The 23,397-nt window shown below is 59.4% G+C and carries 25 protein-coding genes and 1 tRNA gene; 11 read left to right on the forward strand and 15 right to left on the reverse strand.

Annotated features, from left to right (window positions below; all coding sequences use genetic code 11):
- Position 1 precedes the first annotated feature (1 nt).
- The 6 genes from AC1DYW_RS18310 to AC1DYW_RS18335 are packed head-to-tail and all read right to left on the reverse strand — an operon-like array spanning position 2 to position 5,659.
- Positions 2–1,054 carry a hypothetical protein gene (locus AC1DYW_RS18310; protein WP_477227172.1) on the reverse strand — a complete coding sequence of 351 codons (1,053 nt, stop codon included), beginning with the start codon at positions 1,052–1,054 and terminating at the stop codon, positions 2–4.
- The gene (locus AC1DYW_RS18315) at positions 1,051–1,344 is read right to left on the reverse strand and encodes a hypothetical protein (protein WP_477227173.1); all 294 of its coding nucleotides are present in this window, start codon (positions 1,342–1,344) and stop codon (positions 1,051–1,053) included. The genes AC1DYW_RS18310 and AC1DYW_RS18315 overlap by 4 nt, the downstream gene beginning before the upstream one ends.
- Positions 1,344–3,494 (reverse strand): hypothetical protein, encoded by a 2,151-nt coding sequence (locus AC1DYW_RS18320; RefSeq protein ID WP_477227174.1) that lies wholly within the window; start codon positions 3,492–3,494, stop codon positions 1,344–1,346. The genes AC1DYW_RS18315 and AC1DYW_RS18320 overlap by 1 nt, the downstream gene beginning before the upstream one ends.
- 6 nt (positions 3,495–3,500) lie before the next feature.
- Positions 3,501–3,761, reverse strand: a complete 261-nt coding sequence (locus AC1DYW_RS18325; protein WP_477227175.1) for a hypothetical protein — start codon at positions 3,759–3,761, stop codon at positions 3,501–3,503.
- Positions 3,762–3,783: 22 nt separating this feature from the next.
- On the reverse strand, positions 3,784–5,220 hold the full coding sequence (locus tag AC1DYW_RS18330) for a hypothetical protein (RefSeq protein ID WP_477227176.1): 1,437 nt from the start codon (positions 5,218–5,220) through the stop codon (positions 3,784–3,786).
- Complete coding sequence (locus AC1DYW_RS18335) at positions 5,210–5,659, reverse strand: terminase small subunit-like protein (RefSeq protein WP_477227177.1); 450 nt, start codon at positions 5,657–5,659, stop codon at positions 5,210–5,212. The genes AC1DYW_RS18330 and AC1DYW_RS18335 overlap by 11 nt, the downstream gene beginning before the upstream one ends.
- A 147-nt stretch (positions 5,660–5,806) precedes the next feature.
- Here AC1DYW_RS18335 and AC1DYW_RS18340 point away from each other — a divergent pair, with 147 nt between their 5' ends.
- Together AC1DYW_RS18340 and AC1DYW_RS18345 are read left to right on the forward strand one after the other, a co-directional pair.
- Positions 5,807–5,992, forward strand: coding sequence for a hypothetical protein (locus AC1DYW_RS18340; protein ID WP_477227178.1), 186 nt, complete (start codon positions 5,807–5,809; stop codon positions 5,990–5,992).
- Between the two features lie 222 nt (positions 5,993–6,214).
- Positions 6,215–6,580, forward strand: a complete 366-nt coding sequence (locus tag AC1DYW_RS18345) for a hypothetical protein (RefSeq protein ID WP_477227179.1) — start codon at positions 6,215–6,217, stop codon at positions 6,578–6,580.
- Between the two features lie 270 nt (positions 6,581–6,850).
- Here AC1DYW_RS18345 and nusG read toward each other — a convergent pair whose 3' ends face one another.
- Genes nusG through AC1DYW_RS18390 form a run of 9 tightly spaced genes read right to left on the reverse strand, consistent with a single transcriptional unit; the run spans position 6,851 to position 10,207 of the window.
- The gene (gene nusG, locus AC1DYW_RS18350) at positions 6,851–7,384 is read right to left on the reverse strand and encodes a transcription termination/antitermination protein NusG (RefSeq protein WP_477227180.1); all 534 of its coding nucleotides are present in this window, start codon (positions 7,382–7,384) and stop codon (positions 6,851–6,853) included.
- Positions 7,381–7,623, reverse strand: coding sequence for a hypothetical protein (locus tag AC1DYW_RS18355; RefSeq protein ID WP_477227181.1), 243 nt, complete (start codon positions 7,621–7,623; stop codon positions 7,381–7,383). The genes nusG and AC1DYW_RS18355 overlap by 4 nt, the downstream gene beginning before the upstream one ends.
- A complete protein-coding gene (locus tag AC1DYW_RS18360; protein WP_477227182.1) occupies positions 7,620–7,922 on the reverse strand; it encodes a hypothetical protein in 303 nt (100 codons plus the stop codon). The genes AC1DYW_RS18355 and AC1DYW_RS18360 overlap by 4 nt, the downstream gene beginning before the upstream one ends.
- Positions 7,919–8,260, reverse strand: coding sequence for a hypothetical protein (locus AC1DYW_RS18365; protein ID WP_477227183.1), 342 nt, complete (start codon positions 8,258–8,260; stop codon positions 7,919–7,921). Before AC1DYW_RS18365 ends, AC1DYW_RS18360 begins: the two co-directional genes overlap by 4 nt.
- A complete protein-coding gene (locus AC1DYW_RS18370) occupies positions 8,257–8,532 on the reverse strand; it encodes a DUF6074 family protein (protein ID WP_477227184.1) in 276 nt (91 codons plus the stop codon). Before AC1DYW_RS18370 ends, AC1DYW_RS18365 begins: the two co-directional genes overlap by 4 nt.
- The gene (locus AC1DYW_RS18375) at positions 8,533–9,384 is read right to left on the reverse strand and encodes a hypothetical protein (RefSeq protein ID WP_477227185.1); all 852 of its coding nucleotides are present in this window, start codon (positions 9,382–9,384) and stop codon (positions 8,533–8,535) included.
- Positions 9,385–9,567: a hypothetical protein gene (locus AC1DYW_RS18380; protein ID WP_477227186.1), complete on the reverse strand. Its 183-nt coding sequence runs from the start codon at positions 9,565–9,567 to the stop codon at positions 9,385–9,387.
- A complete protein-coding gene (locus tag AC1DYW_RS18385) occupies positions 9,564–10,001 on the reverse strand; it encodes a winged helix domain-containing protein (RefSeq protein WP_477227187.1) in 438 nt (145 codons plus the stop codon). Before AC1DYW_RS18385 ends, AC1DYW_RS18380 begins: the two co-directional genes overlap by 4 nt.
- On the reverse strand, positions 9,998–10,207 hold the full coding sequence (locus tag AC1DYW_RS18390) for a hypothetical protein (RefSeq protein WP_477227188.1): 210 nt from the start codon (positions 10,205–10,207) through the stop codon (positions 9,998–10,000). The genes AC1DYW_RS18385 and AC1DYW_RS18390 overlap by 4 nt, the downstream gene beginning before the upstream one ends.
- Positions 10,208–10,336: 129 nt before the next feature.
- Here AC1DYW_RS18390 and AC1DYW_RS18395 point away from each other — a divergent pair, with 129 nt between their 5' ends.
- From AC1DYW_RS18395 to AC1DYW_RS18435, 9 genes are all read left to right on the forward strand, one after another.
- Positions 10,337–10,825: a hypothetical protein gene (locus tag AC1DYW_RS18395; RefSeq protein ID WP_477227189.1), complete on the forward strand. Its 489-nt coding sequence runs from the start codon at positions 10,337–10,339 to the stop codon at positions 10,823–10,825.
- Positions 10,822–12,027 carry a tyrosine-type recombinase/integrase gene (locus tag AC1DYW_RS18400; RefSeq protein WP_477227190.1) on the forward strand — a complete coding sequence of 402 codons (1,206 nt, stop codon included), beginning with the start codon at positions 10,822–10,824 and terminating at the stop codon, positions 12,025–12,027. Before AC1DYW_RS18395 ends, AC1DYW_RS18400 begins: the two co-directional genes overlap by 4 nt.
- A 73-nt stretch (positions 12,028–12,100) precedes the next feature.
- Positions 12,101–12,190 (forward strand) — tRNA-Ser (locus AC1DYW_RS18405).
- Positions 12,191–12,505: 315 nt separating this feature from the next.
- Positions 12,506–13,075, forward strand: a complete 570-nt coding sequence (locus AC1DYW_RS18410) for a hypothetical protein (protein WP_477227191.1) — start codon at positions 12,506–12,508, stop codon at positions 13,073–13,075.
- A gap of 589 nt (positions 13,076–13,664) precedes the next feature.
- Positions 13,665–13,823, forward strand: coding sequence for a hypothetical protein (locus AC1DYW_RS18415; protein WP_167392394.1), 159 nt, complete (start codon positions 13,665–13,667; stop codon positions 13,821–13,823).
- A gap of 85 nt (positions 13,824–13,908) precedes the next feature.
- Positions 13,909–16,602: a M10 family metallopeptidase C-terminal domain-containing protein gene (locus AC1DYW_RS18420; RefSeq protein ID WP_477227192.1), complete on the forward strand. Its 2,694-nt coding sequence runs from the start codon at positions 13,909–13,911 to the stop codon at positions 16,600–16,602.
- 382 nt (positions 16,603–16,984) lie between these two features.
- Positions 16,985–19,417 carry a hypothetical protein gene (locus tag AC1DYW_RS18425; protein ID WP_477227193.1) on the forward strand — a complete coding sequence of 811 codons (2,433 nt, stop codon included), beginning with the start codon at positions 16,985–16,987 and terminating at the stop codon, positions 19,415–19,417.
- 196 nt (positions 19,418–19,613) lie between these two features.
- Positions 19,614–21,707, forward strand: a complete 2,094-nt coding sequence (locus AC1DYW_RS18430; RefSeq protein WP_477227194.1) for a CAP domain-containing protein — start codon at positions 19,614–19,616, stop codon at positions 21,705–21,707.
- Between the two features lie 173 nt (positions 21,708–21,880).
- Complete coding sequence (locus tag AC1DYW_RS18435) at positions 21,881–23,371, forward strand: beta strand repeat-containing protein (protein ID WP_477227195.1); 1,491 nt, start codon at positions 21,881–21,883, stop codon at positions 23,369–23,371.
- Positions 23,372–23,397: the final 26 nt, after the last annotated feature.

The raw sequence follows: 23,397 nt of genomic DNA on the forward strand, positions 1-23,397 counted from the left end.
TTTACTTGCTTTGTGCTACGTCGTAGGCCCGCGCCAATAGCTCGTCGTCGGTGAGCTGGCGCGTCTTGCCCGATGAATTGGAGGTCACGTTGACCGCATTGGCCCGCCGCGCGTCCTCCGTCCGTTTCGGGTTGTTCGCAGCGACCTTTTTCAGGTTGGCTGCTTTCGCCCGCAGATCGGGATCAGCATGGATGGCAATGTCATAGGCGAGGTCGAAGATGGCTTCCTTCGAAGCGGCTTCACCCAGCCTGGCGCGTGCCTTGTGGATCGAGTGCACCATGTCGTCTTCCGCAATTTCGGCATAGAGCGGCTTATCCTTGGACAAGCGGCTCAGTTCCTCATTCACGGCGGTGACCTGGGCAGTCTCGCTTAGTGCATCCTTCACGATGCGCTCAACATCAGCGGCCGTAGGGCTGGCTGGCTGGCGATCGGCAGGAATTGGGGCTTGACCGGTCAGGACAGCGAAAAGCTGCTTGGTGATCCCGAACCGTTCAGCAATATCGATAAGGCCGGCAATCGGATTGGCCTCCAGCCGGCGTTGTGCATTGAGCAAGGCTTCGACGGCCAGCGGCGCCGTGAACGGCTTCCCGTCCGGCAACGTCTTGCCCGCAAGCAAATCCTTGTTCCGGTCGACCACGGCGGCGATCGGCTGGAATGCCGTGATCTGCCGCCCCTGGTCCGTCATTCGCTTGTGAATGTCGGTATCGCGCGCGGCAATCTTCGCCTGCACGTCCGGCGGGATCTTCGCCCAATCGGCGTCCATGCCGTTCCAATTTGCCGGGAGAGGCACGGCGGCAGGAGCCGCGAGCGTCGAACCAGCGGCATCGTCGTCGCCGGCCTCTCCCTTGCCCTCACCTTCCAGTGAGATTTCGTCGTCTCCCTCGCCACCGTCAGCAGCAGCGAACTTGCCGCCGTCATCACGGGCCGCGCCATTGTCGCGTTGGACCTGGTCGAACAGCGCTTCCAGTTCGGCATCTTCGCTGGCTGCCATCTCGGCGAGATTGGGCGCTTGGTTGGTATCGATCGCGGCATTGTTCAGTTCTTCGACGCTCATCGGAATTCCTCGCTCACGGTTAGGCCCCGCTTGGCGCAGAAGGCCTTGTTTTTCAGCTTGCCCTTGGTCGGCGACATGCCGGCGTCACCCGCTTCGACGCACCCGTTGCGCTTCAGGTCTTCGCGCCGCTCTTGGCGGGTCGTGATCATCTTGCCGTTGATCGGGCTGGCATATGCCGGCATGGTCGGCGTGATCATCGGAACGGCCAAAGGACCAGCCTTGACCGGCATCGGCTCGCCCGTCGTGCGGTTGCGGAAATGACCGTCTCGCCACACAAAACGCTCGCCCATCACATGGCCCCCGCCATGCCGAACTGCTGCGCCGCCATCTGGCGATTGACCATGGCTAGCTGCGCCTGCTTGATCTGCAATTCGGTGTTCTTGATCTGGGCATCGAGCGCGGCGTTTTGCTGCTTGATGCCATGGTCGGTCTTGGCGCTCTCGATCTTGATTTGCTGATCGATCTGCGCCGCCTCGATTTTCTGTTTCTGTTCGGCCGCTGCCGCTTCGGCCTTCGGATCGGGCTTCGGGCCTGTCTGCTGCTGCTTGCCCTTCGCCTTCGCCATCTGGACGAGCTCTTCCACCACGTCCTCAACGCTCTTGCCGAGTTTGAACAGCCGGGAGAACGAGCCGAAGATTTCCATCGCCAGTTCCATCGGCAATGCGCCCTGCTGGACCAGCGGCCCGACGGCGGTGAAGTATTGGCTCGCCGCCTGCATGAAGCCGGTGGCCTCCGCCTTCTGCTTGGTAAGGTCGGCTTGGATCGTGCTGTCGCTCTCGACATCGATCCGGAAATAAGCGCTCACCTGTTCATGCATCAGCGCGCGCAACTGCATGAGGTGCTGCAACTTGGCCTGACGCGCCTTCTCCGCCTCCTGGGCCTGCATGGCCTGCTGCTGCAACTGCTGCATCTGTTCGGGCGGCACAGGCGGCTGGCCTGGCGCGGGAGGCGGCGGCGGTGGCGGAACCGGGATAGGCGTCAAATCCTGCTCCGATGGCACGATCTGAATATCGGTCATCTTCTGAAGCGTCTCGGGCGAGAATTTCGCCGGGATGATTTCGGACATCATCACGAACAGGTCGCGGGCCGCGCGCTCGATCATGCGCTGCATCTTCTGGATGCGCAGTGATCCCCACTGGCTTTTCAACTGCTGCGCGCCGAGCGTTTCCGTTGCCTTGCTGGCGCCGCGCACAATGTCCGAAATGCCGGTGATTTCGTAAATCGCCTGCTTGGTCTGGTCGCGGAGCGTGTAGAGTTCGCGCAAGACCATGATCAGCTTTTCGACCGGCCAGAAGATGATCGCGTTCTGCAAGCCGCCGGCTGCGGCCCAGCGCTCTGCCTCCGCGATGGCGACGAATTCGTTGTCATCGCCGTCCAGCACCGCCTGAATGTCGGTCGGGCTGACGCCATACCAGCCTTTGACCTTAAGCTGTTCGGTGATGATCCGAATCCGCTTGGTCGTCATGTCCAGTTCTTCGGCCAGCTTTCGATAGATCGAATACGGATTGACCGGCATCAGCCGGCCGTTGATCTCGATCGGCTGGACCGGCGTGGCGATCGGGAAGAACTTCGACAGGCCAAGAGGGTCTTTGACCCGCTTCAGCACCTTGCCATCGTTGGCGCTGATGAACAGCACCGTGCGGGTTTTCTTGTCCCACACTTCCCAGGCCTCATGATCTTTGTCGGATTCGGTCGGGGTGGTGCTGTCGGTCGCCTGGCTCGCGACCAGCGCGGCGTCTACGAAGTCGTCATAGTCATCGCAACCGATGACGTGCCGAAAAGCCTCCCACGGGCGGTCTTCCCAGCGCTTGGCAGGGCCATGGCGATAATCCCGCCAGCTTACCGCCTCGAAACAGATGCGTTCGTTGGTGACCGTCTCTTCGGCCTGGTCGTATGGCTGATCTTCGCCCTGGCCGTCGGCCTCGTCGTCCTTGTTCGCGATGGCCGACAGTTCCTCGTCGGTGGTCTCCCCGCCCTTTTCGAAATCGCTTTTGAAGCGCAAGCGGATGATGCCACGGCCGGCCAGAAATCCGTCCTGTGCCATGGCCTCCATTTCAACCTGAAGCTTGCTGTCGTCGACCTGGATGCGAATGGACCGCTCGACGATCTGGGCAAAGTCGCGCGCGACCGGATCTTCGTTGCCGAATCGCCTGCGAATATCGGGAGCCGGCGCCGAGTTGATGGTTGCCGGGACAATGGTCTCAACGTTTGCGTAGAGGATGTTGAAATCGGGAGCGACCCCGACTTCTGCCGACGTCGTATCGACCTTGTTCCCCTCGCCGGTATAGGCGGACACCGCCATCGCGGCATCGTCGAGCCAGTTCTTTTCGACCTTCTCAGCATCCTCGATGCGGACCAGCCATTTCCCGCCGGTCTCCTGCAACGAAGCGCCTTCGCTGGTCGCCGATAGCTTGGCTTTGAGTTTCGTCGACTTTGCCATCTGTTTTTACTTGGCCTTGGGCGCCTTGCCGCGCGGCTTGACGGGCTCGTCGCCCTGATCGGGATCGGTGATGACCGGCGCGCTGATATACGGCTCGATGCCGGGAATTTCGGCCTTGACGCGCTCAAGCAGGGCATCGTCGGGCGTGCCGGTGCCATAGATGAATTGCGATGCGCGCTTGCCGGCCATGACGTGTTCGCCGCCACGCCACTGCCTGGCAATGGTGCGAATGGTGCGGTCGGCGTCGGTTTCGGTCTTAGTGTTCATGACTGCGGTTCCTTCTGGTGGACTATCGGCCTATCCGCTTCTTGCGGCGGGCCATCGCTTTCACGGCTTCGTGGACGGTCATTTGCGAGCGGATCGTGCCGTCGTCGCCAACCGCATATGTGGAATCCTGCGGTTTCGGTTTTGGCGGCGGTGCCTGTGCCGCGTCCTTCCAGGCCAGGCCGAGATAGCGGAAGGCTGATGCGATATGCTCCGCCCAGTCCTTCACCGGGAGATCGAGAAAGCATTTGCGGTCATCGTCCCACTGGCGCCGGAAAGCCTTCAGGCCCTCAATGCCAACGTCTCCGCACCGGCCTTCGTCGAACTCGGCAACCTTGATCGTCTCTCGGGCTGCGTTGATGCCATCGGCCACGCTGACCATCTGCACCATCTTCGGCTTGCGACCGTGTTCCTTCAGCGTGTCGAAGCGGGTTCGGCTGGCGCCCCAATTGAAGTGCATGGCGTCGTGCGGAACATAGTCGTGGCCATGATACCCTTTGTCGTCGAGCCACTTGCACCAGTCGGCCAGGTCGTCGCTGTCCGGCTTGTAGAAATCGACAATGCGCGGCTTGCCGCTGATGACCTGAAAACACCAGATCGGGTTGTTCGCTGCTTTGCCGAGATCCCACGCCGTGTGAACCGGATAGCGCCAGTCGATCGGCACAAGACCGATGCGGCCTTCGACTTCGGCCGCGGCTAACTCGGCTCCCCAATACGAACCGACCATGGCGCCGGCAAAGCTGCAGTAGAATTCTTGCTCGATGAGCAGATCAGCCGTGGCCTTGCCGAAGAGCGCTGCATAGATGCGCCGCTGCTTCTCAATGCCTTCTGCGCCGATGGCGTGTGTCTGGTCGGCTCGCAGGACTTGCGTAAACCAGCCATCGGGATTGGTCGCTTTGTCCCAGCGGTCTTTCTTCGCCTCGTCCAGCATGCCCTTGGCATGGTTGTTTCCGCGCGGCGTGGTGATGAACGAAGCCCAGCCGCCGTTTTCTTCTAGGATTGGCGAGAGGTAAGCCCAGGCCGACGGATTCGCGAGCGCCCATTCCGAAAAGGTGATGCCGACAGGCGGGGAGCCAACGAGGCTGTTGTAATTGTCCGAACCCACCACCTGAAATGTCGCATCGGTCTTGAACCGAATGAACATCTCGTTGTCGTTCATGTTGGCGATCAGGTCTTGCGGGAAGGCCTCGAATAGCCGGCGCTTGCCTGTGTGAGGGTTGACCGCGTTCCAGATCGCTTTGCGGGCCTGAGCTGCTTCCGGCAGCATGTGCCAGTACGTTCCCGGCCGCATGACCGCGCTGACAGCGTGCTTCTGTAGATCGATCTCGTCTTTACCGGCCCGGCGATGCCAGATCAGCAGTTGACGCTTACAGCCGGCCTCCCACGCCCGCCACGCTTCCATCTGATAGTCACGCGGACGCCAGCCGTTCGCGGGAATACGGATCGTCTGTTCATTTGCCATCGGCAGCGAACGACACGACCTCGATTTTCAGGCGACCGCCGTCCGGATCGGTGAGCGCTAGCTTTGAGCCGTACTTCTTCGGCTTCATCTTCTCGGCGATCCACTGCCGCGTGGCTACGCGCAGTGTGGACCGGCGAAGCGCCTCGCCATTCTCCTGCCAGCCAATCACGGTGCCATCGCCGTTCTTCCGCTCGATCCAGTCGTTTCGGCCGTCGTCGGCAATGTCGACCATGTCGTCGACGAACGTGTCGGCCTGGGCATCGCGCGCGTGCGCGTACCTGGTCGCGAAAGCCTCGTCGGCAGCCAGCCAGCGGAACACCGTCGACTTGTTCGGCATGTCGTCGCCATCGCAAATCGAGCGAAGGCTTTCCCCGTCTGCAATCCTCTCGCAGATCGTGTCCGCGAGTTCTTCGGTATAGCTGGTCGGCCGCCCTGTCATGGTGTTTTGCCCTCTGCGGCATCAGCGGCCCGATGGGCTGGCTGTCCGCGTTGGTGAGTAATAATATTCTGGCCCGTTGAGCCAGCGTGCCACTTGTTCAGGGGCAGCGATGGTGATTTGTTGGCCCGTCAACTTTGGGAGGGGACTATGTGGCTTACACTCACCGACAAAAATCAAAAAACACAGATCGCGATCAACTTTGACCGGGTGAATTCGATTAATCCACATCACAGCGGAGAAGGCACTGACATCCTCTGCGGACAAGGTGTTGGATTTCTGGTGGCGGAATCGTTCAACGACATTATTGACCGTCTTGTTCAGCTCAGAAATTAATACGCTTGGTACCTTCAGTTGCCACGACGTCTCACGTCTGATCGCCTTTGTTCTGAAACACCGGGAGGGAACTAGTGTCTAGCGCTTCGTCTATTGCATCAGAGATTGAACGGGTTGTGCGCAATGAACTGGATGACTGCGAGCGTGCGATCAAAAGTGACAGCAAGACGCACGCCCTGAGCGAACTCGATGACGCGATGCGGAAGCTTAAGCGGCTGGCCGATGAAGTTCGCCGCCTCGGCCGATAAACGTTCGCCTGCTCTCCCCTTGCCAGCAATTTTTGGGTTCGAAGGAGCCTATCTGCGAATGATCGAATCTATTTTCTCGGGAGCAGCCGCAGTCACGGGTGTTGCGTCGGCCATCTGTTGGATAAAGGCAGCCCGAGCAGAGATTCCCGCGCAAGAGGGTGATGGCGTTGGGGCACTCTTTGGCGGCGGCCTGACAGTTAGAAATGTGAAGGGCCAGATCATTGACTTACATGGGACTTATCGCGCTCAATCCCGGTGGAACGGCTATGCGGCTTACCTGGCCGCCGCTGCGGCACTGTCTGTTGCTGTGTCATCAGTCGCGGGGATACTCAAGATTTAGATGCCACTCAGACGGCATGCGGGTGGCGATCCCTGAAACGTCTCGTAACGCCACGTAACGTTACGGGTAACGTGACCGTTGACGGGTCACGTGACTCACGTGACCAACGTTTGCAAACGGCAGCTAACGTTTGTTGGAGGGTACGGCTTCCCCGCCGCGCGAGGGGCGATCCTCACACCGTCCCGGCGATAGCTCAGAGGCCTCGCACAGACGAACGTATTCGCCAAAATCAACTGGAGACGGGATGTCCGTCCCAAATCGAACCTGAATTTAGCCTGTTCGTCCCAACATTTCAATGGGTGCCTTCGTCTTAACTTCGCGCCCCAAGATATTGAGCATCATGGTGATATCTTTCTCGCCAACGCCGTGGACAGCGCCCTTGAGGCCGACCAGCGCGCCCTCTGTCACCTTGACCGTTTCACCGACCGCGACGTTGTGGCCGTGGACACGCAGTTCATCGAAGTCGCCGGCATCTTGTGCGCGGCGAATGCTCTGGACGGCCGCGTCGTCAATCATGATCGGGTCGCCGACACCGCCTTCCAGTTGAGAGCGCAGAACCTTTTCGACGGCATCGCAATTCAGGACGCGGTGCCAGTGCACGGAGTTGAGGACGAACAGGTACCCGTTGAGCAGCGGGTAATAGCGCGTGATCCAGCGGTTTTGCCGATTGTGACGGTATTCCTTCCGGTATTGCGGCAGATAGACCGCCTGCCCGAGAGCAAGGATTTCTTCGCCTGCCTTCAGATCCTGGCCGGGGCGGGTCTTGACGATGAACCAGCGAGGCAGTTCGACATGCTGGTTCATTTGTTACCTTTCTCGTCATCGATATCCCATTCGAGGCGCACACCGGCGGGGACGAGAGTAGGAAGGTTCGCCTTAACCTCCTCGATCGTGTGGAAGTAGGCGATGCCATCCTCTTCCTCGCCAAGAACGCTATCGATGATGTACACGATCCCCTCCCCCGCCATTTCGCCCTTCCAAATGCGGACAAACTCCCTTGGTGGGAATTTAATGACATTCGTTTCATCGGGAGGTTGTTTCATTTGTGACCTTCTGCCCTGCGCTTAATGACAGCTCGGCGCTCAGGCGTCATTCGGACATAGGCCGGACGCCAGTTGATGGGCATAGGCTGCCAGAAAGGAAGTCTTTCCGGCGGGTCTATCCGATACCAGCTACCATCCGTGTCCATGAAAAACTGAAACGCAGGTGTCGCGTACTCCCCAACCAGGTCGTTGAATAGTAGCTCGCATATGAGCCCGTCGCCGCGAACAGCGGTGTTTATCGGCCGCCATGGATTGTCGCGGTCATAGGCTTCCCGCGCTTGCCGCTCTGCAATGGTCATTCTGCTGCCTCTTGAGATGCGAGGTAATCGGCCGGACTGATGTGTCTTACCTCCGACGCGGCGCCGAACGAGCCGAGGCTCTTGCCAGGGTAGCGGCTTTCCTTCGGCTCGCGCGGCAACTGGCGCTGTAGCCGCAACACGCCCTGAAGCTTCTGCAACTCAGGGAACAGCGGCGACCGCCGATCGATAGGCATCTTCACCTTGCGCTGGCTCATCAGCCTTTGCGTGAGGTAGAGCGCTTGCCGTTCAGTCTTCAGATGGTCGACATCAACGCCTTGTCTTTTCAGCCAGTCGCGCAGCGGATGCAGGCCTTCCGGCCATTCATAGGATCTGCTCATGCCGCGTCACCATCCTGTTGAACCGCCGTGACGCGCAACGCGTCGAAAACCACCATGGCGAACATTTCGATTTGATCCTTGATGACGGCTTGGTCGTGCAGGCCACAGTTCTGCATCTGCCCGACTTGCCGGTTGACGGTCGTGCGCCAGAAACGGTCAGCGGCGGCGCCTTGACGCTTTTGCAGTATGCCGATTGTTTCTCGCACCAGCCGCGCATTGCGGTGTAGCGGAAAGGGAACGAGCGATGTCGTTTTGTCTCGGTTCTGTTCCATTTAACTCGCGGCTCCCATCCGGCAGAGTACTTCTTCAACGTCGCGCTGTTCGGCGCCGCCGTTGGCGCTTGCGGCGCCGATTCTGCTTTGGAGGGAAGGAAGGGACATCGACGGATGCGCCACGATGACCACCGAAGCACCAAGCCCCACCGATGAGACAAGTGTGTCGCCTTTGGTAGCAATACCTAGTAGCGACGGAGCTGTCTCACGTTGACGCCGATACCATTGAGCCCGCGAAATATTTTCGGCATCCCAGGGGCGAGCTTTTGAGAGAGAATTGGCGGCGAGCCAGCTTTCGCGAGGCTGAACGCCCCTCGCCCGGCGCTTGGCCGACTGCCGGACCCGATCATTGGAGCGCTTGACGCTTTTGGCGATGCCCTTGCGGATCTTGGTCGGCAAATCGTGGGCGCCGATGGTCCGAAGTTCGAGCGCCGTTCGCTCCCACATCGAAATCAGCAGATGGCGCGCCACATCGTCGGCCTTCATGTCGTACTTCCGACCGACGAGCTTATTCAAAATCGGTCGGAGGATCGTGCCCGCCCGCTGCAAAGCCCACGGCGCCCACCGGCCGCACCAGCCGGCAAGGACGGGATCGAGATCGAGCCCATTGCGGTGGCAATGCGCGTTGAGCCCATAGGCGGCGGCCTCGATGAAGATGTCGGCATCGTCGGTTTCGGGCAGCACCACGCCGAAGCGGCTGGTGATGACCCGTTCAATCTCGCGGACCCGCAGGCTGGTGACCTGGAAAGGCGCGACGATGCGCGGCTTGTCAGCCAGGACGCATCGCCCCACTTTCATCTTGCCCGTCCGGTTGGCGCTGTGACGCGCCTTGGCAGCGGCGGCGATTTGCATCTAGTGCGCCCTCGCCAGAACAAGACGACTTTCGCGCATCGCCTGCACGGCCTGCAAAGCAGTGAGGCCGAAGCGTTCCTGTAATTGAGGCACGAGAGCCTTCGTGCGATCGGCCGACCCCGTAGCCAGCCACGATGCTGCGAGTTCGACCGGATTTTGCGGCTTGCCGACGGCGGCGCTCACGCAGCCACCGCCAAGTCATCAAGGATTGTGCAAGGCGTTTCGATTCTGAATCTGCCATGGACTCCGGCAAATTCGCCGCCGTGGGCTTCTCTCTGCATCGAGATGACGAAACCTTCGCGGCGCAGGAGATAGACGGCATGGGAGACACGAATCCCTGCCGGCAGTTCGACTGTGGTGACGCCGCGTGTACCGGCCTTGATCAATTCCCGAATCATCCAGCCCGCGCGCCCGTCAAGGCGTTTAGGGCCGCCATCGGGCTCGATCCGAACCACGACTGTGAATTTCTTCGGCGATGTCACCGGATTTGATTTCGCTTGGGGGGTATCCCCTGCTATGCCGTCCATGTCTGGTCCTTCTGTAATCAGCGAGGGTTGATTGCTTTCAAATCGGGTCAGATCGGCTTGAGCGGTTAGTTGTCCAGACGGACCGCTCAAGCTTCCCCGCTCCCTGCGGTAGAGCGCAGACCGAGCTTTTCGGCTAGCGGGGCTACTGGAACGACTTTTTTGCCGCCGATCTGAATTGTCGCGATGTCGCCACGCTTGGCCGCATCATAAGAGGCATTCCGAGCAAGGCCGAAAAAGACCTTCCCCGCGATAGGGACCGAGACGGTCGCCTTGGTCAGAGCTTCCTGAAGTGTCATGGTACGAAACCTCATTTGAACGGCGCGAACTGCACCGAATATGATTCTACGTACCCTAAATGTTTCGCGCAAGTCCGTCTTGTGCTGCTTGTGCCTATTTTGTATTAGTTATTGGGGATAAAGGGAAAAATGATGGTTGTACCGCGCGAAAACCGGATACCGATAATGATGTCAGATGCCGAGCTGAACGCGATTGACGACTGGCGGTTTCGAAACAGAGTAGCCACTCGTGCCGATGCCGTGCGGCGGCTGATGGCAGTCGGGTTGACAACGCTCGGCGGACTGGACGCGTTCATGACCAAGGCAAACGCGGCAATTGACGACGTGGTTACCGCCGAGCAGGAGATCGAATCCTACCTAGAGCGACTTCCCACGGAAGACTCCATATCTAGAGAGCAGGCTCTGGAAATCGCATTCTTCTATTCGGATCTGATTGGGAGAGCCGGCTTTGACCATCTGTGGACGCTGTACCGATTGGCGGCCGATATCTATGAAAAGGTCGATCGCGATTTTGTGCCGCGCCCGAGGCGGTTGCTTTCCCGCAATAGCGTCCACGAAATGTTTGGTGGCTTGCTTCGTCGTATGATGGGCAAGCGAACGATGGAGCCGAAAGAGTGAAAGGCCACATCCGCGAACGCAGCCCAGGCCATTGGGCAATCGTCCTTGACGTCGGCGAGATCGACCCAAGAACCGGCAAGAAGAAACGCAAATGGCATAGCTTCAGTGGTACGAAGCGTGAGGCGCAGCGAGAGTGCTCTCGCCTGATCACTGTCCTGGACCAAGGCCTTTATGTCGAGCCGACCAAGCAGACGGTCGCCGAGTTTCTTGATGAGTGGTTAGGTTTTATCAAACCGTCCGTTGCTCCGAAAACACACGAGCGATACGCCGAGATTTGCCGGAAGGGACTGGCACCGCTTATCGGCAACGTGATCCTGTCCAAGCTGAAAACCGATCGAATTGACGCGGCCTTCACCACGGCGTTGACGGCGCCGCGTGTCGATCATCGCATCAAGAAGGACAGCGACCAGCGTGAGCCGCTTCCGCCGCTGGCGCCCCGCACGGTGCATCACTACCGCCGCGTGCTGGTCAAGGCGCTCGGCCAGGCAGTGACGTGGGAGAGGCTGTCTCGCAATCCGGCCCTAGCGACTACGCCGCCGAAGGTCGAGCGGCAAAAGATGCTCGCCTACGATGTCGGGCAGACGGCAATACTGCTTGAGACCCTCCGGCCGACGCGGATGTTTATCCCGATCCTTTTGGCTGTCACATGCGGCTTGAGGCGCGGCGAGATCCTTGCTCTTCGCTGGCGCCATCTGGAGCTAGGAGACAATCGCCGGCAGATGTCGATCGAAGAGAGCGCCGAGCAGACGAACGACGGTGTACGCTACAAGGAGCCGAAGAGCGGCAGGGCCAGAACCGTGGCGCTGTCTGCCAGCACTGTTGCCGAGTTGAAGGCACATCGAGCGCGGCAGGCAGAGGAACAACTTCGTCTGGGCCTTCGTCCCAATGGTGACAGCTTCGTAGTTGCCCAGGTCGACGGCCAGCCGCTGCAACCCCGCTCCCTCACGCATGAGTGGGTGCGCGTTCTCGGCAAGACCTCCCTGCCCCGCATCCGGTTCCACGACCTTCGTCATACCCACGCCACGCAGATGCTTTCAGCCGGCGTTCACCCAAAGATAGCGAGCGAGCGCCTGGGCCATTCGAACATCGGCATTACCTTGGATCTTTATTCGCATGTTATGCCAGGGATGCAGGCAGACGCGGCAGAGCAAGTTGACGTTGCGCTTCAGGCGGCTATAAGCAGCGAGCGAAAAGGCAAATAGTTGCAAAGTGCGTTGCAAAGCGGTTTTTTGGACCTAACGACGAAAGGCAAAAACGCAATGATTGCAATTAGTTGGAGGAATGGCCGAGCGGTTTAAGGCACCGGTCTTGAAAACCGGCGTGGGTGCAAGCTCACCGTGGGTTCGAATCCCACTTCCTCCGCCAGTCAAGCCCCGGGGCGGCGAAGCTCCCCTCATCGCGCCCGGCTGGTGACTGTGAAGCCCCGAGCAGTCAGGCGTATTCCGCCGCTGCTTCAGAATAGCGTCTTTGAGCAGCGTGGTCTTGTTCGGCGTTCCCTTGGGCCGACCTAGACCAGGGCCTTTTAGGTTTTTGTTATTTTTTTAACTAATGCGGGCATTCTCGCTCCTCGACGGCATCAGTGGCCGGTTGGGCTGGCTGTCCGTGTTGGTTTGCAGGTCGGCTAGTCGCGGCGGGGAACAAGCCGGATCCTGGAGGTTAAGATTATTAGCGGAGGCTCACATGCTCGCGACTGTATGTGCGGTATTGGCTGCCAGGAATAACGAAACCGAAATCATTGGTGTGATCGACCTCGCGAGCAAGACGGAGGTCAAGCTCGGCACCACTCGCCTCGGGGACGCCATCCAGTTCGTCGCCAATGCAGAGGTGCTTGGATATGACGTCCGGGCGGCGATGGTATTCTATGGTAAACCTGGAACGCCAAGCCTGAGGGCAAACGACTGCGAGCGACTGTGGGCGCAATACGGTGCTACCCTGCTGGATCATCGGCGTAAGAATGAACCCTACATAAATGCCGGCGGTGTAGAGGTTCTAGTCTGGGACCAAGACGGTGGCACGTTCACCTTGACCGTTTCGCAGGAAGCCTTGGAGGACTACGCTGCTCGTAACGGCCTTGCAGGCGACACCATGTCGATTTTCTATGCAGCTTTCTCTGCGGTTATTGAGGTCGCGGACAAGCTACACGCGCTTTTCGGGAAGCCAAGGAAGGTCCTTGTGAAAACCAAGGACCTAAACGGCGAAAGACAGCCTATTAGACGCGTGGGGGCAACTTCCCCTTCGTCGATACGTTAGACATCCAGCTAACGGAGGAATGTCATGGACGAGGACCTGCGCCTGAAACAGAAGGAACTCAGCACCACCATGCAAACCAGGGCGGCGGAACTCGCACTGGCCGGCGGCAACACCGATATTTCCGCGCCTGCGATCCGTACCTTGTCGCCTGGGTGCGCCTATAGCAGTCCAGCCCGATGCCAGGAGAGATGCACCCGTGCCAACAAAGCAACGCGGTACATACGGAATTCAAGCAGGAATTTTAGCCGCTCCTCAAGAACAGCGTTGAATACAGTCGTGACCGTGACATAGAGTATCAATCTAGGGGCGTGGGCATAGGATTTCGGAAACAAATGTTCCGCAATTGACCTGTCGGCGCGAAGCCGCGGAAGGCGATTGTATCTTTGGAAGGTGGTTGTGGCCGATCATGATGGCGACAGGCATGGGTGGCTGTCACCAAGCCGAGAATTGGACGGCCGCCTGGTCAAAGACAGACCGGTCACGGAAAAGGCTCATGACTCGGAACCTCCTATGCGTAGGAGCTATCGTGCTGGCATCCACTATCGGACCTCAGCCAGTACAATCCTATCCTCGAAATCCGCAGCGCCCGATGAATGCCAAAACCTGCGAGCAGGCGCTGGCGCGTCTGCACGAAGCACGCCTTGGAAGCCCGATCATTTCGGCAGCGGAAAATCGGGAAGTCCTTCGCAGGGCACTCGAAGTGGCAGAACGGCTATGCGGCAAGGACAAAGTGAACGACGGCAAATAGGCCAGCCGGACATGGGGGTTGTCAGCCTCGTGCTCCACTATCGATAATAAGCGGCGCGGCCGCAGGAAACGCAGAGGGGGAAGCAATGCCGAACGTCACCGAAACAACGGATGCGGCGTCATCCATCGCCACGAGCTACACCCTGGCAGTCGGCCAGACAGCGACTGGCCATTTGTCTTCGGCCGGTGACCATGATTGGTACCGGGTGCACCTTGTGGCGGGCCAGACTTACACATTCGCGGAAGTCGGTGAAGGTGCGCGTGTCAGTCCGACCGTCGGCGACAATGTCGAGGACACGTTCATGGCTCTCATGAACGCATCCGGAACATTGGTTGCGTCCAACGACGACGTCATCCCGGGCCAGTACCGCTATTCGACGATCACCTACACGGCCTCGACCACCGGCGATTACTTCATCAATGCCGGCGCATATAACGATGATTACGTGGGCCAATATGGTGTTTCCGTAGTCAGCGGAACCCGGGCCAGCTATGACGAATTGATGGGGGCCGGCGCGATCCTGAGGCCCGGAAGCAGCTGGAGCACAGCGCCCGGGCAGCCGGTGAACGTGACATGGGCTGTGCGAATGACGGACGTCAATTGCACGGACTCGCAAGGGTTTGCTGCCCCCTTCAGCCCGTTGAGTTCCGCGGAAATCGCTGCCGTCAAGTCCGTGCTTGCCATGTATTCGTCGGTCTGCGGCCTGACTTTCACGCAAGTCAACCCCGCGAGCACCAGCGACAACGCGACGATGCTGTTTGGAAACTACACATCGAAGGCGGATCCCGCAGGAGCCTACGCAATTTACCCGGGAACGACGGCGCCAGGCGACATTTCCGGAGACGTGCATTTGAACACCGACGCCGTTAACCCGGGAAATCTGCCGATCGGCTCTTACGACTACCAGACCATTTTGCACGAAACAGGCCACGCGCTCGGCCTTTCACATCCGGGCGAATACAATGCCGATACCAATCCGACCTACGGCAACGATGCCCAGTTCATCCAGGACAGCAACCAATACAGCGTGATGAGCTATTTCGACGAGACCAACACCGGCGCATCCGACTACAACGACTATCCCGACACGCTGATGTTGTATGACATTCTGGCTGTTCAGCAGCTCTACGGCGCCAATATGACGACGCGTACGGGCAATACCGTCTACGGTTTTGGTTCCAATGCCGGCAACGTGTACAACTTCGCCCTGAACCCCTCGCCGGCAATCTGCATTTGGGACGCTGGTGGTGTCGATACGCTGAATGCGTCCGGGTTCGGCCAAGCCCAAATCATCAATCTGGCGGCAGGCAGTTTCTCCGACATCGGCGGCGGCCACCGCAATGTTTCAATTGCCTTCGGCGCGACAATCGAGAACGCCGTTGGCGGTTCCGGCATTGACACGCTGATCGGCAATTCCGGCAACAATTTGCTGGACGGCAAGGGCGGCGCCGACACGATGCGTGGCGGCGTCGGCAACGACACCTACTATGTCGACAATGCCGGCGACCATGTCCTCGAGGCCAATGGCCAGGGCACCGACAATGTCCAGGCCTATGTCAGCTTCAATCTGTCGGGACAGGCGCTGGAGAACCTGGCGCTGCGCAGCGCGGCTTCGATCAATGGCACTGGCAATTCCGCTGCCAACATCATCACCGGCAATTCCGGCAACAACGTCATCGATGGGCTCGCCGGCGCCGACACGATGAGCGGCAGCACCGGCAACGACACCTACTATGTCGATAATGCCGGCGATCATGTCATCGAGCTTAACGGCCAGGGCATCGACAATGTGCAGGCCTACGTCTCCTTCAATCTTTCCGGCCAGGAGCTGGAGAACCTGGCGCTGCGCGGCGCGGCCTCGATCAACGGCACCGGCAATTCCGCTGCCAACATCATCACCGGCAATTCGGGCAACAACGTCATCAATGGGCTCGGCGGCGCCGACACCATGAGTGGCAGCACCGGCAACGACACCTACTACGTCGACAATGCCGGCGATCATGTCGTCGAGCTGAACGGCCAGGGCACCGACGGCGTCTTCAGTTCCGTCTCCTTCAACCTGTCGGGACAGGAACTGGAGAAGCTGACGCTGACCGGATCAGGCAATATCAACGGCACCGGCAATTCGATCGCCAACATCATCACCGGCAACAGCGGCAACAACATCATCGACGGCCTTGCCGGTGCCGACACGATGAGCGGTGCGCAAGGCAACGACACCTATTATGTCGACAATGCCGGCGACCACGTGATCGAGCTCAACGGCCAGGGCATCGACAATGTCCAGGCCTATGTCTCGTTCAACCTCTCCGGGCAGGAGCTGGAGAACCTGGCGCTGAGAAGCACCGGCAACATCAACGGCACCGGCAACTCGACCGACAACATCATTACCGGCAATTCGGGAGCCAATGTCATCAACGGCCTCCTCGGCAACGACACGCTGAGCGGCAGCACCGGCAACGACAGTTTCGTCTTCACCACAGCGCTGAATGCTTCAACCAATGTCGACCACATCACTGACTTCTCGGTCGCCGACGACACCATCCAGGTCGACAACGCCATCTTCGCAGCGCTTGGCGGCAACGGTACGCTGACGGCTGACCAGTTTGCCGCCAACGCGTCGGGCGCCGCCACCAATGCCAACCAGCACATCATCTACGAGACGGACACCGGCTGGCTCTACTATGACAGCGACGGCAGTGCGGCTGGCGGCTCAACCCATTTCGCCACGCTGGCCGCCAACCTCGCGCTGACAAACGCCGATTTCGTCGTGGTGTGAAGGTAGGAGCGGTTCATCGTTTCACTGAACGCAAAACCGCTCTTTCTCTTTGTTTGACACAATTCCGGACAGGAAACTGTTTCACACTTTTCCTGGAATTTCTCCGAGCGTAGCGGACACCGTTATCTATGATCCATAGTGTCGCCGAATATTATCGTCCAACAACCGCGGGGGGTGCGCGATGACTTTGACAAATGTGACCGTGACACAGGCTCGGAATGGGCTTGTTGACGTGGACGGTGCGAAGTGGTCCGGCTCGACGATCACTTACTCAATTCCGGGCGCCGGTTCACTCTGGGAGAAAGATTATGGATCGGAAGAGCCTTTCGACGCTCAATCCGGACCTTTCAACAGCACCCAGGCGGCGAGCTTTCGGATCGCCTTGTCCCTTTGGGACGCGTTGATCGCGCCTTCGATAACTGAGGTATCGGACGCAATCCCCGGGAAAATCCGCGTCGCATTCACCGACGTCACAGCGCGCGAGGGCTCAGGCATAGCCGCCTATGCCTATGGCCCGCCCCTGCCCGGCAACACGGCAATTGCCGTCAACGGCGACATCTGGGTCGACGAGACCTTTAAGTCATCCAGTTTCGCCCAGGATACCTCTGATTTCCAGATTCTCATCCACGAATCCGGGCATGCCCTGGGATTGAAACACCCCTTCGAGGCGCCGACTGTGCCGGCGGGATACGACAGCAGAACCTACACGGTGATGAGCTACACCTCGGAAGACTATTTCTTCACTTGGTCAGACGGCGGCGGCGGGGGCATCGCTTACAGTGTCGAGGGAACGTCGTCCTTTACGCCAATGGTGCTCGATATCATGGCGATTCAGTCCCACTACGGCGCAGATTCGACCACTGCCACCGGCAATACGGTCTATGCCTTTACCGACAATGGCTTGAATGGCAGGCAGGCGATCTACGATGCCGGCGGCACGGACACTCTAGACCTGTCCGCGCTTTCCCGGGGTTCGACCGTCGATTTGCGCCCCGGCGCCTATTCGGATCTCGACTACTACAATGTCGAGAATCAGATCGATGACCTCACCGCGCAATTTGGTGGCTTTGGGGACTTTATTCGAAACACCCTGACTGATCCGACCACCCCGGCCTATGAATGGGAGCGAAATCTGGGCCTTGCGTTCTCGACAACGATCGAGAACGTCATCGGCAGCGCACATGCCGATACCGTCATCGGGAATAATGTTGGCAATGTCATCGACGGCCGCGGTGGCGCCGACATCATGCAAGGCGGCATCGGCAACGACACCTACTATGTCGACAATGCCGGCGACCTTGTCATCGAGGCCAATGGCCAAGGCACCGACAATGTACAGGCCTATGTCAGCTTCAATCTGTCGGGACAGGCGCTGGAGAACCTGGCGCTGCGCAGCGCGGCTTCGATCAATGGCACCGGCAATTCCGCTGCCAACATCATCACAGGCAATTCCGGCAACAACGTCATCGATGGGCTCGCCGGCGCCGACACGATGAGCGGCAGCACCGGCAACGATACCTACTATGTCGACAACGCCGGCGACCATGTCATCGAGGCGAATGGCGGCGGCACCGACAACGTCCAGGCCTACGTCTCCTTCAGCCTCTCCGGCCAGGAGCTGGAGAACCTGGCGCTGCGCAGTGGGGCCTCGATCAACGGCATCGGCAATTCCATTGCCAACATCATCACCGGCAATTCCGGCAACAACGTCATCAATGGGCTCGGCGGTGCCGACACGATGAGCGGCAGCACCGGCAACGACACCTACTATGTCGACAATGCCGGCGACCATGTCATCGAGGCGAATGGCGGCGGCACCGACAATGTCCAGGCCTACGTCTCCTTCAACCTGTCGGGACAGGAGCTGGAGAACCTGGCGTTGCGCAGCTCGGCTTCGATCAACGGCACCGGCAATTCCGCTGCCAACGTCATCACCGGCAACACCGGCAACAACATCATCGACGGCCTTGCCGGCGCCGACACGATGAGCGGCGCGCAAGGCAACGATACCTATTATGTCGACAATGCCGGCGACCACGTCATCGAGCTCAACGGCCAGGGCATCGACAATGTGCAGGCCTACGTCTCCTTCAGCCTCTCCGGGCAGGAGCTGGAGAACCTGGCGCTGCGCAGCTCGGCTTCCATCAACGGCACCGGCAATTCCGCTGCCAACATCATCACCGGCAACACCGGTGACAACATCATCGACGGCCTTGCAGGCGGCGACACGATGAGCGGCGCACAAGGCAACGACACCTATTATGTCGACAATGCCGGCGACCACGTTGTCGAGCTCAACGGTCAGGGCATCGACAATGTCCAGGCCTACGTCAGCTTCAACCTCTCCGGGCAGGAGCTGGAGAATCTGGCGCTGAGAAGCGCCGGCAACATCAACGGCACCGGCAACTCCATTGCCAATGTCATCACCGGGAACAGTGGCGCGAACGCGATCAACGGCCTCCTCGGCAACGACACGCTGTCCGGCAGCACTGGCCAGGATACCTTCGTCTTTAGCACAGCGCTGAACGCCTCGACCAATGTCGACCGCATCACCGATTTCTCGGTGGTCGACGACACCATCCAGCTCGACAATGCGATCTTTGCCGCGCTCGGCGGCAACGGCACTCTGACGGCGGACCAGTTCGTCAAGAACACAACTGGCCTTGCCGGCGACGTCAACGATCACATCATCTACGAGACCGACACCGGCTGGCTCTACTATGACAGCGACGGCAGCGCCGCTGGCGGCTCCACGCATTTCGCCACGCTGACCGCCAATCTGGCGCTCACCAACGCCGATTTCGCCGTGGTCTGATCCGCTCGAAGATAGAGCTCCCCCCGCAATCGCAGGCGCTCGATTACGGCGCCTGCGATTGCGTGGGCACATCTCCTGTGGAGCCCGTTCAAGCTTTGAATGGCACGGCTTTTGAGCTGGTTTCTTCCAGCCGGCTGGCGTTTTGGCGGCATGTTGCCTAAAAATAATACTCGCACAATACTGGATGGGGAAAGTCATGGCCAATCAGAGTGCTGTCGAGCAGGCAATCCTGGAACTGATCAATCGCGCGCGGCTCGATCCGGCCGCTGAAGCCGCTCGATATGGCATAAGCCTCAATGAGGGGGTTCCGGCCAACGAGACCATCTCCACCGCAATGAAGCAGCCGCTGGCGATGAACGACACGTTGCTCAGCGTGGCGCGGGCGCATAGCCAGGACATGATCGACCACGACTACTTTTCGCATACTGATCTGAGCGGCCACGATCCATTCGAGCGGATCACGGCCGCTGGCTATGACTGGAATACGGCAGGCGAAAACATCGCCTACAGCGCTACTTCCGGCACGCTCACACCGGCGATGTCTCTGCAACTCCATCAACTTCTGTTTGTCGATTCGAACTACGCTGGCCGCGGTCACCGTGTCAATTTGATGAATCCGGACTATCAGGAGGTCGGTGTCGGCCAGGCCCAGGGCATCTATCAGGGTCTCAACGCGACGATGCTGACCGAAGATTTCGGCCGGCCAGGCGGCAATCACCAGTTTCTCACCGGTGTCGCCTTCAACGATACCGTGACCGCCGACCAGTTCTATTCGATCGGCGAAGGGCGCGGCAACATAACGGTTTCCGTCAGCGGCGGACCGAACACGGCCAGCGGCAGCGCCGGCGGCTATTCCGAAGAGGTGACGGCCGGTCTCAAGACCATCACGTTTGCCGGTGGCGACCAGGTGACGCCGGTGGTTCTCACCGCGACGATCGCTGCCGGATTCAACGCCAAGATCGATTTGATGGGCCAGTCGACCATCCGGACCTCGGTATCGGTGACGGCGCTGAACGGCATTTCATCTATCGTCGGGCTTGGCACGAATGCCTTGACGCTGATCGGCACCGACGGCACCCAAGCCATATATGGTTCCTCGGGCGGCGACCACTTGGACGGCAAGGCCGGCAACGACACGCTGGATGGCAAAGCGGGTGCCGACAGCATGTATGGCGGGGCCGGCAACGACACATACTATGTCGACAATGCCGGCGATATCGTCAGTGAAAACACCGCCGGCGCCAACGGCTCGGATATCGTCAATGGCTACATCTCGATCAACCTCAGTGACGGCAACCACTTCACGGGCAATATCGAGAACGTCGCACTGCGCAGCGCAGCCTCGATCAACGCCACCGGCAACAGCCTGGCCAACGCGCTGAATGGCAATTCAGGCGTCAACACGCTGAGCGGCCTTGGCGGCAACGACACGCTGGACGGCAAGGAAGGCGCCGATACCATGCAGGGCGGCATCGGCAACGACACCTACTATGTCGACAATGCCGGTGACCATGTCATCGAGCTCAACGGCCAGGGCACCGACAATGTGCAGGCCTATGTCAGCTTCAGTCTTTCCGGCCAGGAGCTGGAGAACCTGGCGTTGCGGAGCGGCGCCTCGATCAACGGCACCGGCAATTCGATAGCCAACACCATCACTGGCAACAGCGGCAACAACATCATCGACGGCCTTGCCGGTGCCGACACCATGAGCGGTGCTCAAGGCAACGACACCTACTATGTCGACAATTCTGGCGACCACGTGATCGAGCTCAACGGCCAGGGCATCGACAATGTCCAGGCCTATGTCTCGTTCAACCTGTCAGGACAGGAACTGGAGAATCTGGCGCTGAGAAGCACCGGCAACATCAACGGCACCGGCAACTCGACCGCCAACATCATCTCTGGCAATTCGGGCGCCAATGTCATCAACGGCCTCCTCGGCAACGATACGCTGAGCGGCAGCACCGGCAACGACAGCTTCCTCTTCACCACGGCGCTCAACGCCTCGACCAATGTCGACCACATCACTGACTTCTCGGTCGCCGACGACACCATCCAGGTCGACAATGCGATCTTTGCCGCACTTGGCGGCAACGGCACTCTGACAGCGGACCAGTTCGTCAAGAACACAACTGGCCTTGCCGGTGACGGCAACGATCACATCATCTACGAGACCGATACCGGCTGGCTCTATTATGACAGCAACGGCAGTGCCGCTGGCGGCTCAACCCATTTCGCAACGCTGGCCGCCAACCTGGCACTCACCAACGCCGATTTCGTTGTGGTGTAAGAAAGTCATGCCGGTCGGCCCGAAGCGGACCTTGCCGCCACCGCCAAAGTCCATCGCAACAATTCCATCCCGAACCCTCGCTGGCTAACTACAAGTAAGAACGGTCAGTTGTGCTGTTTCAGGAAACCTCGTAAATATAGGTTGGGGTTGTTAATCTTGGGTGGGAGAACGTCATGGCTGTTGTCAGCGGTGGTACGGTTTTTGGACTGAATTTCGATACGCTGCAGGTGGGAGCACTGGTCGACTACGACTTCGAAGACCCGCAGCCTCTCTATGCAAGGTTTTTTGACGACGCGTCGAATTACACACTCTTTCAGGGCTCTGGATTCACTTATAACGCCGGCGTCCCTACCGGTGGGACCGTGACATCCGTCAAGTATGTGGTGGCTGGCAGCACGGTGCTGCAGATCACGGGCCTGAACGTAGCGGCCACCGACGTTGCGAGCTTCGTCTTCAGCAATGACACGATGGGTCTGCTCAATCTCGCGCTGAGTGGCAATGACACGCTGAACGGAACGCCGCTGCACGACGTGCTCTATGGGTTCGGCGGCGCCGACACCATCAATGGCGGCGCCGGCGCCGACACGATGAGCGGTGGCACCGGCAACGACACCTACTGGGTCGACAATGCCGGCGACGTTGTCCTCGAGGCCAATGGCCAGGGCACCGATACAGTCAACAGCACGATTTCCTTCAATCTCTCCGGTCAGGAGCTGGAGAACCTGACGCTGCGCGGCGCGGCTTCCATCAACGGCATCGGCAATTCCATTGCCAACATCATCACCGGCAATTCAGGCAACAACATCATTAACGGCCTTGCCGGTGCCGATACCATGAGCGGCGCTCAAGGCAACGACACCTATTATGTCGACAATGCCGGCGACCATGTCATCGAGGCCAATGGCGGGGGCACCGACAATGTCCAGGCCTATGTCAGCTTCAACCTATCGGGACAGGCACTGGAGAACCTGGCGCTGCGCGGCGCGGCCTCGATCAACGGCACCGGCAATTCCGCTGCCAACATCATCACCGGCAACAGCGGCAACAACGTCATCAACGGCCTTGCCGGCGCCGACACCATGAGTGGCGCTCAAGGCAACGACACCTACTATGTCGACAATGCCGGAGACCATGTCATCGAGGCCAACGGCGGCGGCACCGACAATGTGCAGGCCTATGTCTCGTTCAACCTGTCGGGACAGGAGCTGGAGAACCTGGCACTGCGCAGCGCGGCTTCCATCAATGGCACAGGCAACTCGACCGCCAACATCATCTCCGGCAATTCCGGCAACAATGTCATCAACGGCCTGCTCGGCAACGACACGCTGTCCGGCAGCACCGGTCATGACACCTTCGTCTTCACCACGGCGCTGAACGCTTCTGCCAATGTCGACCGCATCACCGACTTCTCAGTGGTCGACGACACCATCCAGGTCGATAACGCGATCTTTGCAGCGCTTGGCGGCAACGGCACGCTGACGGCGGAACAGTTCGTTAAGAACACCACCGGCCTTGCGGGTGACGGCAACGATCATATCATCTATGAGACGGATACCGGCTGGCTCATCTATGACAGCAACGGCAGTGCGGCGGGTGGTTCCACCCATTTCGCCACGCTTGCCGCAAACCTGGCGCTGACCAACGCCGATTTCGTCGTAGCCTGAACGTTAAGCGGGGGCATGTGGCAATT

It is taken from the genome of Mesorhizobium sp. P2_D5, from assembly GCF_056404355.1.

Excerpts from the sequence above, each read along its gene's own strand:
- AC1DYW_RS18370 (WP_477227184.1), bottom strand. The coding sequence starts at position 8,532 with ATGGAACAGAACCGAGACAAAACGACATCGCTCGTTCCCTTTCCGCTA.
- AC1DYW_RS18365 (WP_477227183.1), bottom strand. The coding sequence starts at position 8,260 with ATGAGCAGATCCTATGAATGGCCGGAAGGCCTGCATCCGCTGCGCGAC.
- AC1DYW_RS18410 (WP_477227191.1), top strand. The coding sequence starts at position 12,506 with ATGCTCGCGACTGTATGTGCGGTATTGGCTGCCAGGAATAACGAAACC.
- AC1DYW_RS18375 (WP_477227185.1), bottom strand. The coding sequence starts at position 9,384 with ATGCAAATCGCCGCCGCTGCCAAGGCGCGTCACAGCGCCAACCGGACG.
- AC1DYW_RS18355 (WP_477227181.1), bottom strand. The coding sequence starts at position 7,623 with ATGAAACAACCTCCCGATGAAACGAATGTCATTAAATTCCCACCAAGG.
- AC1DYW_RS18390 (WP_477227188.1), bottom strand. The coding sequence starts at position 10,207 with ATGACACTTCAGGAAGCTCTGACCAAGGCGACCGTCTCGGTCCCTATC.
- AC1DYW_RS18395 (WP_477227189.1), top strand. The coding sequence starts at position 10,337 with ATGATGGTTGTACCGCGCGAAAACCGGATACCGATAATGATGTCAGAT.
- nusG (WP_477227180.1), bottom strand. The coding sequence starts at position 7,384 with ATGAACCAGCATGTCGAACTGCCTCGCTGGTTCATCGTCAAGACCCGC.
- AC1DYW_RS18430 (WP_477227194.1), top strand. The coding sequence starts at position 19,614 with ATGGCCAATCAGAGTGCTGTCGAGCAGGCAATCCTGGAACTGATCAAT.
- AC1DYW_RS18360 (WP_477227182.1), bottom strand. The coding sequence starts at position 7,922 with ATGACCATTGCAGAGCGGCAAGCGCGGGAAGCCTATGACCGCGACAAT.
- AC1DYW_RS18315 (WP_477227173.1), bottom strand. The coding sequence starts at position 1,344 with ATGGGCGAGCGTTTTGTGTGGCGAGACGGTCATTTCCGCAACCGCACG.
- AC1DYW_RS18310 (WP_477227172.1), bottom strand. The coding sequence starts at position 1,054 with ATGAGCGTCGAAGAACTGAACAATGCCGCGATCGATACCAACCAAGCG.
- AC1DYW_RS18340 (WP_477227178.1), top strand. The coding sequence starts at position 5,807 with ATGTGGCTTACACTCACCGACAAAAATCAAAAAACACAGATCGCGATC.
- AC1DYW_RS18435 (WP_477227195.1), top strand. The coding sequence starts at position 21,881 with ATGGCTGTTGTCAGCGGTGGTACGGTTTTTGGACTGAATTTCGATACG.
- AC1DYW_RS18420 (WP_477227192.1), top strand. The coding sequence starts at position 13,909 with ATGCCGAACGTCACCGAAACAACGGATGCGGCGTCATCCATCGCCACG.
- AC1DYW_RS18335 (WP_477227177.1), bottom strand. The coding sequence starts at position 5,659 with ATGACAGGGCGGCCGACCAGCTATACCGAAGAACTCGCGGACACGATC.
- AC1DYW_RS18325 (WP_477227175.1), bottom strand. The coding sequence starts at position 3,761 with ATGAACACTAAGACCGAAACCGACGCCGACCGCACCATTCGCACCATT.
- AC1DYW_RS18320 (WP_477227174.1), bottom strand. The coding sequence starts at position 3,494 with ATGGCAAAGTCGACGAAACTCAAAGCCAAGCTATCGGCGACCAGCGAA.
- AC1DYW_RS18345 (WP_477227179.1), top strand. The coding sequence starts at position 6,215 with ATGAAGTTCGCCGCCTCGGCCGATAAACGTTCGCCTGCTCTCCCCTTG.
- AC1DYW_RS18415 (WP_167392394.1), top strand. The coding sequence starts at position 13,665 with ATGAATGCCAAAACCTGCGAGCAGGCGCTGGCGCGTCTGCACGAAGCA.
- AC1DYW_RS18330 (WP_477227176.1), bottom strand. The coding sequence starts at position 5,220 with ATGGCAAATGAACAGACGATCCGTATTCCCGCGAACGGCTGGCGTCCG.